Source organism: Bacillus sp. IS1 (assembly GCF_032461585.1).
Classification (GTDB): Bacteria; Bacillota; Bacilli; order Bacillales; family Bacillaceae; genus Bacillus; species Bacillus velezensis.
Window position 1 is genome coordinate 13,871 of sequence record NZ_JAWCWR010000002.1, and the last position, 12,775, is coordinate 26,645.

General features: G+C 45.2%; 14 protein-coding genes. 12 read left to right on the forward strand and 2 right to left on the reverse strand.

The features are described 5' to 3' along the window. Positions 1–10: 10 nt before the first annotated feature. The 5 genes from mnmG (at position 11) to RUW00_RS08215 (ending at position 5,507) form a co-directional block, all read left to right on the forward strand. On the forward strand, positions 11–1,897 hold the full coding sequence (gene mnmG, locus RUW00_RS08195) for a tRNA uridine-5-carboxymethylaminomethyl(34) synthesis enzyme MnmG (RefSeq protein WP_007615086.1): 1,887 nt from the start codon (positions 11–13) through the stop codon (positions 1,895–1,897). A 13-nt stretch (positions 1,898–1,910) separates the two neighbouring features. Then, a complete protein-coding gene (gene rsmG, locus RUW00_RS08200; RefSeq protein WP_007409901.1) occupies positions 1,911–2,630 on the forward strand; it encodes a 16S rRNA (guanine(527)-N(7))-methyltransferase RsmG in 720 nt (239 codons plus the stop codon). A gap of 121 nt (positions 2,631–2,751) precedes the next feature. Beyond that, positions 2,752–3,603: a nucleoid occlusion protein gene (gene noc, locus RUW00_RS08205; protein ID WP_007615083.1), complete on the forward strand. Its 852-nt coding sequence runs from the start codon at positions 2,752–2,754 to the stop codon at positions 3,601–3,603. Positions 3,604–3,901: 298 nt separating this feature from the next. Then, positions 3,902–4,663, forward strand: coding sequence for a sporulation initiation inhibitor protein Soj (soj, locus tag RUW00_RS08210; RefSeq protein WP_007409899.1), 762 nt, complete (start codon positions 3,902–3,904; stop codon positions 4,661–4,663). After that, complete coding sequence (locus RUW00_RS08215) at positions 4,656–5,507, forward strand: ParB/RepB/Spo0J family partition protein (RefSeq protein ID WP_004392966.1); 852 nt, start codon at positions 4,656–4,658, stop codon at positions 5,505–5,507. The genes soj and RUW00_RS08215 overlap by 8 nt, the downstream gene beginning before the upstream one ends. Before the next feature lie 29 nt (positions 5,508–5,536). Here RUW00_RS08215 and yyaC read toward each other — a convergent pair whose 3' ends face one another. Together yyaC and RUW00_RS08225 are read right to left on the reverse strand one after the other, a co-directional pair. Next, positions 5,537–6,151, reverse strand: a complete 615-nt coding sequence (gene yyaC / locus RUW00_RS08220; RefSeq protein WP_004392969.1) for a spore protease YyaC — start codon at positions 6,149–6,151, stop codon at positions 5,537–5,539. Between the two features lie 199 nt (positions 6,152–6,350). Further along, positions 6,351–6,776: a GNAT family N-acetyltransferase gene (locus RUW00_RS08225; RefSeq protein ID WP_280144792.1), complete on the reverse strand. Its 426-nt coding sequence runs from the start codon at positions 6,774–6,776 to the stop codon at positions 6,351–6,353. A gap of 143 nt (positions 6,777–6,919) precedes the next feature. Here RUW00_RS08225 and RUW00_RS08230 point away from each other — a divergent pair, with 143 nt between their 5' ends. The 7 genes from RUW00_RS08230 to rpsR all read left to right on the forward strand — a co-directional run bounded on the left by RUW00_RS08230 (position 6,920) and on the right by rpsR (position 12,754). Further along, entirely contained in the window at positions 6,920–7,945 is a 1,026-nt protein-coding gene (locus tag RUW00_RS08230; RefSeq protein WP_094296139.1) for a YkvI family membrane protein, read from the forward strand. A gap of 85 nt (positions 7,946–8,030) precedes the next feature. Continuing rightward, the gene (locus RUW00_RS08235) at positions 8,031–8,237 is read left to right on the forward strand and encodes a DUF951 domain-containing protein (RefSeq protein ID WP_004392973.1); all 207 of its coding nucleotides are present in this window, start codon (positions 8,031–8,033) and stop codon (positions 8,235–8,237) included. Positions 8,238–8,283: 46 nt separating this feature from the next. Then, a complete protein-coding gene (locus RUW00_RS08240; RefSeq protein ID WP_280144791.1) occupies positions 8,284–10,287 on the forward strand; it encodes a molybdopterin-dependent oxidoreductase in 2,004 nt (667 codons plus the stop codon). Between the two features lie 126 nt (positions 10,288–10,413). Next, a complete protein-coding gene (gene ychF, locus RUW00_RS08245) occupies positions 10,414–11,514 on the forward strand; it encodes a redox-regulated ATPase YchF (protein ID WP_280144790.1) in 1,101 nt (366 codons plus the stop codon). 111 nt (positions 11,515–11,625) lie between these two features. Continuing rightward, positions 11,626–11,913 carry a 30S ribosomal protein S6 gene (gene rpsF / locus RUW00_RS08250; protein ID WP_004392977.1) on the forward strand — a complete coding sequence of 96 codons (288 nt, stop codon included), beginning with the start codon at positions 11,626–11,628 and terminating at the stop codon, positions 11,911–11,913. A 39-nt stretch (positions 11,914–11,952) separates the two neighbouring features. Then, complete coding sequence (ssbA, locus tag RUW00_RS08255; RefSeq protein ID WP_004392979.1) at positions 11,953–12,471, forward strand: single-stranded DNA-binding protein SsbA; 519 nt, start codon at positions 11,953–11,955, stop codon at positions 12,469–12,471. Between the two features lie 43 nt (positions 12,472–12,514). Further along, positions 12,515–12,754 (forward strand): 30S ribosomal protein S18, encoded by a 240-nt coding sequence (gene rpsR / locus RUW00_RS08260; protein ID WP_004392983.1) that lies wholly within the window; start codon positions 12,515–12,517, stop codon positions 12,752–12,754. The last annotated feature ends 21 nt before the right edge of the window (positions 12,755–12,775 follow it).

Here is a 12,775-nt window from a genome sequence, read left to right on the forward strand (position 1 = left end):
GGAAAAAACCATGGGGTATGAAGCAGGCCAATACGACGTGATTGTCATCGGCGCCGGGCATGCCGGTGTTGAGGCTGCCCTCGCATCCGCGCGCCAGGGAGCCAAAACGCTTGTTTTGACGATTAATCTTGATATGGTTGCGTTTATGCCATGTAATCCGTCTGTCGGCGGCCCCGCGAAAGGGATTGTCGTCCGCGAAATTGACGCGCTCGGCGGAGAAATGGCTAGAAATATAGATAAAACTCATATTCAAATGAGAATGCTGAATACAGGAAAAGGTCCGGCCGTACGGGCGCTGCGTGCGCAGGCGGATAAATTCCAATATCAGCACGAAATGAAGCATACGCTGGAAAAAACACCGAATTTGACACTTCTTCAAGGGATTGCCGAGCGTTTAATCATTGAAGACGGGGAGTGCCGCGGTGTCATTACGCAAACCGGTGCTGAATATAAGGCAAAAACGGTCGTGCTGACAACCGGAACGTATTTAAGAGGGCGGATCATTCTCGGTGATTTGTCTTACTCAAGCGGCCCGAATAACCAGCAGCCGTCTATTAAACTTTCTGAGCACTTAGAGGAGCTCGGTTTTGATCTCGTCCGTTTTAAAACGGGCACGCCTCCTCGTGTCTCAAGCGATTCCATTGATTACAGCAAAACAGAAATCCAGCCGGGGGACCCGGTTCCGCGCGCTTTCTCATATGAAACGGTTGAATACATTACCGATCAGCTGCCTTGCTGGCTGACTTACACGAGTCCTGAGACTCATGAGATCATCGACAGCAACCTGCATCGTTCGCCAATGTATTCCGGTATGATTAAAGGAACGGGACCGAGATACTGCCCTTCGATTGAAGATAAAGTCGTTCGGTTTAATGATAAACCGCGTCATCAGATTTTCCTCGAGCCGGAAGGCAGAAATACGCAGGAAGTATACGTTCAAGGTTTATCCACGAGTCTTCCTGAGGACGTGCAGCAGCGGATGCTGGCGACCATTCCGGGACTGGAAAAGGTGCAGATGATGAGAGCCGGATACGCGATTGAGTATGACGCGATTGTACCGACGCAGCTCTGGCCCACACTGGAGACGAAAAAAATCCCTAACCTGTACACAGCCGGTCAAATTAACGGTACATCAGGTTATGAGGAAGCGGCCGGGCAAGGAATTATGGCAGGGATCAACGCAGGCCGCAAAGCGCTTGGAAAAGAAGAAGTGATCCTCAGCCGTTCCGATGCTTATATCGGTGTATTGATTGATGATTTGGTAACGAAAGGAACCAATGAACCGTACCGTCTGCTGACTTCACGGGCGGAATACAGACTGCTGCTCCGTCACGACAACGCGGATCTTCGTCTGACGGAAATCGGCCACGATATCGGCTTAATTTCTGATGAGCGTTATGAGGCGTTTGAGAAGAAAAAAGCGGCGATTGAGGCGGAGAAAAAACGTCTCTGGTCTGTTATTATCAAGCCGTCTCCTGAGAATCAGGAATATATCCGTTCACTCGGCGGAAGCGAGCTGAAAGACGGAGTGCGCGGCACAGATTTAATGAAACGTCCGGAAATGAACTATGAAACAGTGACAAAACTTGCGCCTGCAGATTCTCCGGTTCCGCAAGATGTGGCGGAACAAGTGGAAATTCAGGTGAAATATGAAGGATATATCGAAAAATCCTTGCAGCAAGTGGAAAAGCTGAAGAAAATGGAAAACAAAAAAATCCCTGATCGGATTGATTATGACGCCATTAAAGGAATTGCTACTGAAGCCCGTCAAAAGCTGAAAGAAGTGCGTCCTTTATCAGTTGCTCAAGCGTCCCGTATTTCCGGCGTCAATCCGGCAGACATTTCAATCCTGCTGGTATACCTGGAGCAGGGCCGTATTGCCAAGGTAGCTGAATAGAAAGGATGACGGCATGAATATAGAGGAATTTACATCCAGTTTAGCGGAGAAAGGGATTTCCCTTTCTGACCGCCAGCTGGAGCAATTCGAGTTGTATTACCGGATGCTCGTGGAATGGAACGAAAAAATGAATCTGACATCCATCACTGAGAAAAAGGAAGTTTATCTCAAGCATTTTTATGATTCGATAACGGCGGCATTTTATATTGATTTTGAAAAGGTCACCACTCTTTGTGATGTCGGCGCCGGCGCCGGTTTTCCAAGCCTGCCCATCAAAATCTGCTTCCCGCATCTGCATGTCACCATCGTCGATTCACTGAATAAGCGGATTACGTTTTTGGAAACTCTCTCTGATGCTTTACAATTGGAGCATACGACATTTGTCCATGACAGAGCGGAGACATTCGGACAGCGGAAAGACGTACGGGAAAGCTTCGATCTCGTGACGGCCCGTGCGGTGGCGCGTCTGTCGGTCCTGAGTGAGCTTTGTCTGCCGCTGGCCAAGAAAAACGGCGTATTTGCCGCACTAAAAGCAGCAGCAGCTGATGAAGAGCTGAAAGCGGGGCAAAAGGCGATTAAAGTATTGGGAGGAGAGCTTGAACAAGTTCATTCCTTTACACTTCCTGTTGAAGAAAGTGAACGGAACATTATGATCATTCGCAAGACGAAAAGCACTCCGAAAAAATATCCGAGAAAACCGGGTACTCCAAATAAATCGCCAATTGAAGGGTAATTTAGACAGCCTGATGTGACAATTCCATCATATTTTCTGCAAAATTGATGAAGATACAGCAGGAAAAACCATGAGAAAATAGAATTATAAAAATGGCAGTTTTTAAAGGTGGTGTAGGTACATGAAGCATTCATTCTCTCGTTTCTTCGGGTTTGGTGAGAAGGAAGAGGAACCGGAGATAGCTGAGCATGATACAAACAAAGAAGAGATACTCGAAATACCGGTACATGCTATCGTTCCCAACCGTTTTCAGCCACGCACCATTTTCTCAGATGAAAAAATCAAAGAGTTAGCAATGACTATCCATACACACGGCATCATTCAGCCGATTGTTGTCAGACATACAGAAGATGAAGGACAATATGAGCTCATTGCGGGTGAAAGGCGCTGGAGAGCGGTACAGACGCTTGAATGGGAGAAGATTCCCGCAATTATTAAAGATTTTTCTGATACGGAAACAGCATCTGTCGCTTTGATTGAAAACCTGCAAAGGGAAGAATTGTCCTCCATTGAGGAAGCTCATGCGTACGCAAGGCTGTTAGAACTTCATGATTTAACACAGGAAGCCTTGGCGCAGCGCTTAGGAAAAGGCCAGTCAACGATTGCGAACAAGCTCCGATTGTTAAAGCTCCCGGAACCGGTCCAGGATGCGATTATGGAGAAAAAAATTACGGAACGTCATGCAAGAGCACTGATTCCGCTCAAACAGCCGGAGCTTCAGGTCACATTGCTTGCGGAAATCATTGAGAAAAGCTTAAACGTCAAGCAGACGGAAGACAGAGTGGTGAAAATGCTTGAACAGAATAAGCAGAAACCAAAGCCGAGACGCAAAGCGTTCAGCAGGGATACAAGAATTGCGATGAATACGATTCGTCAGTCACTGTCCATGGTAGAAGACAGCGGCGTCAGACTGAATACTGAAGAAGAAGAATTCGAAGAGTACATCCAGCTTACCATTCGAATACCTAAATAAAAACTCTCCTGATCAGCAGGGGAGTTTTTATTTTAATCAAAAAACTATTTTGAGATAATGATAGATTTATTGTGCACTATACATTATATATGTAAAATTTTATCTTTTTGTGTCGTGAATTGTCTTTTTACAGTCAAAAAAGTCACTTTATCGGAGAACTTATATTAGAAAGTGTCTTTTTCGTTTACATTTTTTTCACTTGCTGATAAACAAATTATGAAAAAAATAAAACGCTTTACTCTTTTTTTGATAAGATAGAAACAAGACAGTACATGTTCATGTGAAGGTAGGTGACATCGTGGGAAAAATCATAGCAATTACGAACCAAAAAGGCGGAGTCGGGAAGACGACGACTTCTGTTAATCTGGGGGCTTGCTTGGCTTACATAGGTAAAAGGGTTCTTCTTGTTGATATTGATCCGCAGGGCAATGCAACGAGCGGATTAGGGATTGAAAAAGCCGATGTGGATCATTGTGTGTACGACATTTTAGTAGATGATGCAGATGTTACAGATATTATTAAACCGACTTCAGTAGAGAACTTAGATGTCATTCCGGCCACGATCCAGCTTGCGGGAGCGGAAATCGAATTGGTTCCGACGATCTCACGGGAGGTCAGGCTGAAAAGAGCATTAGAATCAGTGAAACAAAATTACGATTACATGATTATTGATTGTCCTCCGTCTCTCGGGTTATTAACGATTAATGCGCTTACCGCTTCAGATTCAGTCGTTATCCCGGTTCAGTGCGAATACTACGCTCTTGAAGGATTGAGTCAATTATTAAATACAGTTCGGCTTGTGCAAAAACATTTAAATACCGACTTAATGATAGAAGGAGTGCTTCTGACGATGCTTGATGCCAGAACGAATCTCGGCATTCAAGTGATAGAGGAGGTAAAGAAATACTTTAGAGATAAAGTGTATCAAACCATTATCCCTCGCAATGTCCGTTTAAGTGAGGCGCCGAGTCACGGCAAGCCGATCATATTATACGATCCGCGTTCGAGAGGTGCGGAAGTATATTTAGATTTAGCAAAGGAAGTGGCAGCGAATGGCTAAAGGCGGGCTCGGAAAAGGGATTAACGCGTTGTTTAATCAGGTTGATTTGTCTGAAGAGACAGTGGAAGAGATTAAAATCAGTGATTTGCGCCCCAATCCTTATCAGCCAAGAAAACAATTTGACGATGAGTCATTAGCTGAACTGAAGGAATCCATCATTCAGCATGGCATTCTTCAGCCCATTATCGTGAGAAAATCATTGAAGGGCTATGATATTGTAGCCGGCGAACGCCGTTACCGCGCCGCAAAACTTGCCGGTAAAGAGACAGTGCCGGCTATCGTGCGGGATTTATCTGAATCGCTGATGCGGGAAATCGCTCTTTTGGAAAACCTTCAGCGTGAAGACTTATCACCGCTTGAAGAAGCTCTGGCATATGACTCACTGCTGAAGCATTTGGATTTAACCCAGGAACAGCTCGCTAAACGGCTCGGGAAAAGCAGGCCTCATATTGCCAACCATTTAAGACTGCTGACGCTGCCGGAAAGCATCCAGAACCTCATTGCAGAAGGTACGTTATCCATGGGACACGGCAGAACCTTGCTTGGTTTGAAAAATAAAAACAAGCTTGAACCGCTTGTGAAGAAAGTGGTTGAAGAACAGCTGAACGTCCGTCAGCTTGAGCAGCTGATTCAGCAGTTAAACAACAATGTTCCACGTGAAACAAAGAAAAAAGAACCTGTTCAAGATGTTGTGTTAAAAGAGCGGGAATCGTATTTGCAAAATTACTTTGGAACAACAGTAAATATTAAGAGACAAAAGAAAAAAGGGAAGATTGAGATTGAGTTTTTCTCAAATGAAGATCTTGAACGTATCCTAGAACTATTGTCTGAAAGAGAAGCGTAAAAACCATCTTTTTTTAAAAAGATGGTTTTTTATATACGTCTTGTCAGCTTATGAAACGGACTGAGCCGTTCCTGCCGGCCTTCTGATTTATCTGTCAGCTGTAACCCCTCTGCTAAAACATTTGCCATGCTCATAACAAGATGAAGCCTCGTATTCTGCAGGACAAAATACTCCATAAACCCGCTGACATTGACGATTCCGTTGATATGGACGTCGCCGATTTCAGGAAGGTCTTTTTGAACACCTGCTCCGGGCTTCAGCGGTCCATCGCCGATTTGAAATGAGCCTACGCTTTTGACGCGGCCTAAACAAGCATCAACCGCTATAATAAACGGATTTTTATGTAGATGTTGAATATCTTTCAGCTTGTCTTTCATATTGACGGCGTGAACAGGATCTGACAGCGTGCCGTAAACGTGCAATCTGCCTAAATTCATTTTTTCTAACTTTGTTCCTACGAGCGGACCTAATGAATCTCCGGTCGACCGATCTGTACCGATACACACGGTGACTAACGGTCTGCCGGCTGCTTTACGTAAAGATGAAGTAAGGATCGCTTGTATTTGATTCGCAGCAGAAGAATCCGTATGAGATACATATTGTTTTGCCCGTTCTTGAGAAAAAAGCCCGCCTTTTCGATTCATAAGGTTCACTTCCTTGTCATGTCATACGAGTATTACATTGTTGTTTTTGGTGATGTAGGTTGTTTACAGTATATCCAGCGCTGCCTTTTTTTATGCTTATGTCATGATCAGCATGCCGGTTGTTTGAAAAGAGCGGGATAGAAAAAAGAACTCAGAGCAGTTATTCTTTAAGTTCATGAAAGAAATAAGACCATTTGATCTACATTACATATTGCTGATGATCTAATTTCAGCGCTCTTTTTTCTGTAGAAAAGAGGATAAATTCTAACTGAGCGTAGAGTTTTTTTGCGGGTTCATTTGTTGAAGTAACAGAGAGAGGGAGCTGTTCTGTGTCTTTCATCTTTTTTGCTGCCTGGCTGATGGCTTCCGTCAGTAACGCTTTTCCCGCGCCTGACCTTCGATGTTTGGGGGAAATATACATAGAACCGATAACCGCAATGTGTCTTAGTTTAAACAGCGAATGCTTGGAGATCTTGAGGATTCCTATCAGTCTGTCTTTTTCAAAGGCGCCAAGCACGATGGCATTACCGGATTCAAGCCTCGCGTCCGGGTGATCTTTTGAAGCTTTGAGCCTGATATCGGTGTAAGGCTTGGTATCATTTGCGGTTAAACGCCTGATGTACACGATTTGAGCTCCTTATATAAATAAAATTTTCTGAATAGTCAATCGTTGTTATCATACCATATTTGTCCCATTTGTATGAATGATTGCCGCTGTCACTCAATATAGTAGCAATATGCGGAGATTATCAGAAATTTTATGAGGTGATGAGGGTGTGGAGAGCCGGGATGAAGTGGATGCTGCTCATATTAAGCAGCCAGATTGGGGCTGGGTATGCAAGCGGGCAGGAAATATGGCAGTTTTTCGGTGTCGAAAGCGGACTGGCTATTGTATTGTTTACAGTCATGTTTACGATTTCGGCTTATATTGTGTTGAAGATCAGCTATCGGGTTCAATCAACGCACTTTTTACCTGTGCTTGAGCATCTGATGGGGCCGGCTCTTGCTAAAGTCTATGATGTGCTTATTATGTTTTATTTGTTTTCAATGACGATGGTTATGATTGCCGGCGGCGGTGTGACGCTGCAAATGTACAAGCTGCCGTTTTGGATCGGTATTTTTCTTCTTTGCATTGTGACCGTCGGTTTATTCTTTTGGGATATAAAAGGAATATTATCTCTGAATAGTATTTTGATACCGATTCTTGTAGCGGGGCTGTTATATGCATTGGTCTTTTTTCAGACAACCCATCATTACACGTGGACGATAGATTTGACCCGCCAGTATAATTGGCCGGCAAGCATTACCTTCACGTCCTTAAACATCCTTTCTGTTGTCGCTGTTCTTTCTTCAATCGGGAAAGATATGAAAGGATTGGGAGAAGCGAAAATCGCAAGCGTTGCAAGCGGGCTGATTTTCGGTGTGATTTCATTTGTTTACAATGAAACGCTTGTGCAGCTTTCAGGCAGTCTTACACAATATGAGATGCCTCTTTTCGCCGTCCTTGAAGGCGCTCCTTATCCGTTATTTCTTTGTATGGCCGCCGTGCTTTTTTTAGCCATCTATACGACAACCGTGACCGGTCTGTTCGGGCTGTCCAGCCGCATGCTTGCATTTGTGAAATTGCCGAGATGGACGCTCGTATCTCTTCTTTTAGCTGTGATGGTGCCTTTTACGACAATCGGTTTTTCAGATTTGATCGCGATTTTATATCCCATTTACGGGCTTTTAAGTCTTTATTTGCTGGTATGTCTTCTTCTTTACCCTATTTTAGGGAGATGGAAAAAAGTATAATGCTCATTTTGAGTGCGGCCGTTGCTCTTATCCTGTCTTTTTTTGTACAATAAATAAAGCAGTCTATGGAGAGAGGTGAAGGGTCTTGGCGGATAAAGACTTTGGCCTGAATGATATTGTTGAAATGAAGAAACCGCATCCTTGCGGTGAAAACAGGTGGAAAATCATTCGGATGGGAATGGATATTCGGATCAAATGCACGGGTTGTTCCCACAGTGTCATGATTCCGAGAAGAGATTTTGAGAGAAAGCTGAAAAAAGTACTCGTCAAGCATGAGGAGCCTACATCATAAGGGCTGGCGCTCATGCTTTTTCATATAGAGGAGAGGAAGAGGCCAGATGAGCAAAGTGCATCAGTCAGCGTGCCCGCTGAATTGCTGGGACAGCTGCGGCTTTTTGGTGACAGTTGAGGATGGAAAGGTGACGAAAGTAGACGGAGACCCGAATCATCCCATTACGGAAGGAAAAATTTGCGGCCGGGGCAGAATGCTGGAGACGAAAACGAATGCGCCGGAACGGCTTCGTTTTCCTTTAAAAAAGAAAGACGGCGAATTTGTCCGCATTTCCTGGGAGCAGGCGTTAGATGAAATTGCTGAAAAAATGGCGGTGATTAAGGAGACGTTGGGCACTGCCGCAGTGCTGCACAGTCATGATTACGCCAATAACGGTCTTTTGAAGGCGCTCGACCAGCGTTTTTTCAATGGATACGGCGGTGTAACGGAGATTGCGGGCAGCATTTGCTGGGGTTCCGGCATTGAAGCGCAGCGCTGGGATTTCGGGCGTTCTTACGGGCATGGACCGCTTGATATTTATCACAGCAAGCATGTGATCGTATGGGGCAGAAACGTGTCCCGGACGAATATGCACCTCTATCATCATCTGCAGCAGGTGAAGAAAAAAGGAGCGACACTGACGGTCATTGATCCTATTTTTAACCCGACTGCAAAGCTTGCCGATCGGTATATATCCGTCAAACCCGGCATGGATGGCTGGCTTGCGGCGGGTGTTTTAAAAATATTATGCCAAACCGGCAGAACCGATTCCGATTTCATTCAAAGGCATTCGGTCGGTTTTGAAGAAATAGAAAAGCTTCTGAAGACGATTTCTTTTGAGGAGATCATTGAGAAAACAGAAACGTCTTTAGAAGTGCTTGAATATCTTGCTGATTTATATGCTGACGGTCCCGCCTCCACTTTTATGGGTCTTGGGATGCAGAGATATAAAAACGGGGGCGGGACGATACGGTGGATTGACGCTTTAGCTGCGGCGAGCGGAAATGTCGGTATCAAAGGCGGCGGCGCAAACTTCGGAAATGTGCAAGTCGGTGAAAGCTTTGCAAAGGCCGAGCTCACCCGTCCTGATCTGAAGAAAAGTTCGAGAACGTTTTCGATGATGACTCAAGCTGAAGAGGCGCTGAATGCAGCCGATCCGCCGATTGAGATGATCATCGTGACGTGCGGCAATCCGCTGACACAGGTGCCGAATACAAAAAAAGTGAAGGAAGCGTTTGAAAAAACACCGGTCACAGTGGCCATTGATTCGGTCATGACCGATACGGCGAAGCTCTGTGACTATGTGCTGCCGACGGCCGTTGTTTTCGAAGAGGAAGATATTTTTTATTCCAGCATGTATCATCACTATGTTCAATATGGCAAGAAGCTTGCGGAACCGCAGGGAGAGGCAAAATCAGACTGCTGGATCTGGACGGAACTCGCAAAGCGTCTCGGATTCGGGGTGCTCTTTGATTACAGTACGGAAGATTTCTTGAAAATGGGGCTCTCTTCTTTGGAGAAAGAAGGAATCACCCTTGAGCAATTAAAGGAAAAAGGACATATGCCGCTTCCGGTCAAACAGGTTCCGTGGAGTGATTTTCAATTTTTAACCCCGAGCGGAAAATTTGAATTCGTCTCGTCACTGGCAGAAGAGAAAGGATACAGCGGCCTCCCTCAATTGGAGGTGCCGGAGGAGTCTGTTTATCATGACGCCGGGCTTGCCGGGAAATACCCGTATACGCTGCTGTCCATTCACCCGCAGCGCTCCAATCATTCACAGCACGTGCCGTTTATTGAAAAGCTTCAGCAGATTCAGGTGGATCTGTCGCCGGATATCGCCGAGGAGCTTTCACTTCAAGACGGAGATACGGCAGAGGTATACAATGACCGCGGCAGTCTGCGCGGCAGGGTGAAAATCATGAAGCAGGCTCACCCGAAGACGGTGAATATAGATGAAGGCATGTGGGCGGCATTCGGAGGCTCCGTCAACACGCTCACAAAGGATTCAAATTCCGATAATGGAATGGGAAGTACGCTTTTTGACTGTCTGGTAGCGGTTAAAAAAGGATAATCTAAGGAGAGAGAGGGCGGGAAATGCTTTTTTCTCAGCTTGTCTTTTCCTATGAACCTCCTTATAATTGCTCTAGGTTTACAATACGTTTATACGATGATGGTTTGATATAGAGGAGATGAAAGAATGGCTTTAACTGCTGGAATTGTCGGTTTGCCGAATGTCGGAAAATCGACGTTATTTAATGCAATTACCCAGGCTGGTGCCGAATCAGCCAACTACCCGTTCTGTACAATTGATCCGAACGTGGGAATCGTGGAAGTGCCGGATGAACGTCTGCAAAAGCTGACTGAATTGGTGAACCCGAAAAAAACGGTGCCGACTGCGTTTGAATTCACTGATATCGCGGGGATCGTAAAAGGCGCATCTAAAGGTGAAGGACTCGGAAATAAGTTTCTTTCTCATATCCGTCAGGTAGATGCGATCTGTCACGTTGTACGGGCATTCGCTGATGACAATATTACGCACGTGTCAGGGAAAGTCGATCCGATTGACGATATTGAAACGATCAACCTTGAATTGATTCTTGCCGACATGGAGACAGTCGAAAAACGCATCACGCGTGTAAGCAAGCTTGCTAAGCAAAAAGACAAAGAAGCGGTTTTTGAATTTGACATTCTGTCTAAATTAAAAGAAGCTTTCGAACAAGAAAAGCCTGCCCGTTCCGTTGAATTTACGGAAGAACAGCAAAAGCTTGTGAAGCAGCTTCATTTGCTTACGTCAAAACCCGTGCTTTATGTGGCAAATGTAAGCGAGGATGAAGTGGCTGATCCTTCAGATAATGAATATGTTGCGAAAATCCGGGAGTACGCCGCGGGTGAAAACGCCGAGGTTATCGTCGTCTGCGCGAAAATTGAGTCTGAAATTGCTGAATTGGAAGGCGAAGAAAAGCAAATGTTCCTTGAGGAGCTCGGCATCGAAGAGTCAGGTCTTGATCAGCTGATTAAAGCGTCATACTCTCTTCTCGGTCTTGCGACATACTTTACGGCGGGCGAACAGGAAGTGCGCGCATGGACATTCAGAAAAGGCATGAAAGCTCCTGAGTGTGCGGGTGTCATCCACACTGACTTTGAACGCGGCTTTATCCGCGCTGAAACGGTTGCTTATGAAGACCTTTTGGCAGGCGGCGGAATGTCCGGAGCGAAAGAAGCCGGGAAAGTGCGTCTGGAAGGTAAGGAATATGTAGTCCAAGACGGAGATGTCATTCATTTCCGATTTAATGTATAGGACACAGTTGTAAAGGGACAAGAGCTTTGGTATAATATAAACTTGTGAGTAATAGAATTATTGCTCCTTGCCCATTATAGGGCCGCTTAGACCAAAAGGAGGTGCAAACAGATGAAAAAGTACGAAGTTATGTACATTATCCGTCCGAACATTGACGAAGAGTCAAAGAAGGCAGTTATCGAGCGTTTCAACAACGTATTGACTTCTAACGGAGCGGAGATCACTGGAACAAAAGATTGGGGTAAACGTCGTCTTGCTTACGAAATCAATGATTTCCGTGACGGTTTCTACCAAATCTTAAACGTTCAGTCTGAAGCTGCAGCGGTTGCTGAATTCGACCGTTTAGCTAAGATCAGTGACGATATCATTCGCCACATCGTTGTTAAAGAAGAAGAATAAGCAATTTGAAATATATAATGTTAAAAGGTGGTCTTTCATATGCTTAACCGAGTTGTATTAGTCGGAAGACTGACAAAAGACCCAGAGCTTCGTTATACGCCAAGCGGTGCGGCTGTCGCCACGTTTACTCTTGCTGTGAATCGTACATTCACGAACCAGTCCGGAGAACGTGAAGCCGATTTCATTAATTGTGTCACTTGGAGAAGACAAGCCGAAAACGTTGCAAACTTTCTTAAAAAAGGAAGCCTTGCCGGCGTAGACGGCCGACTCCAGACAAGAAATTATGAAAACCAGCAGGGACAGCGTGTCTTCGTGACAGAAGTCCAAGCTGAAAGTGTTCAATTTCTTGAGCCTAAAAACAGCGGCGGTTCTGGATCAGGCGGATACAACGAAGGAAACAGCGGCGGAGGCCAATACTTTGGCGGAGGCCAAAATGATAATCCGTTCGGCGGAAATCAGAACAACCAGAGACGAAATCAAGGGAACAGCTTTAATGATGATCCATTTGCCAACGACGGCAAGCCGATTGACATCTCGGATGATGATCTTCCGTTCTAATAGATTATCGCTATATTCATAACGAGAAAGGTGGGAAATGACAATGGCAGGAGGACGCAGAGGCGGTCGTGCGAAACGCCGTAAGGTTTGTTACTTCACTTCTAACGGCATTACGCACATCGATTACAAAGATGTAGATCTTCTTAGAAAGTTTGTTTCTGAGCGTGGTAAAATCTTACCTCGCCGTGTAACTGGAACAAACGCGAAATACCAACGTAAATTGACTATCGCGATCAAACGCGCACGTCAAATGGCTTTACTTCCATACGTAACTGGCGAGTAAGCCGAAAAAAGAGCAAGAGCC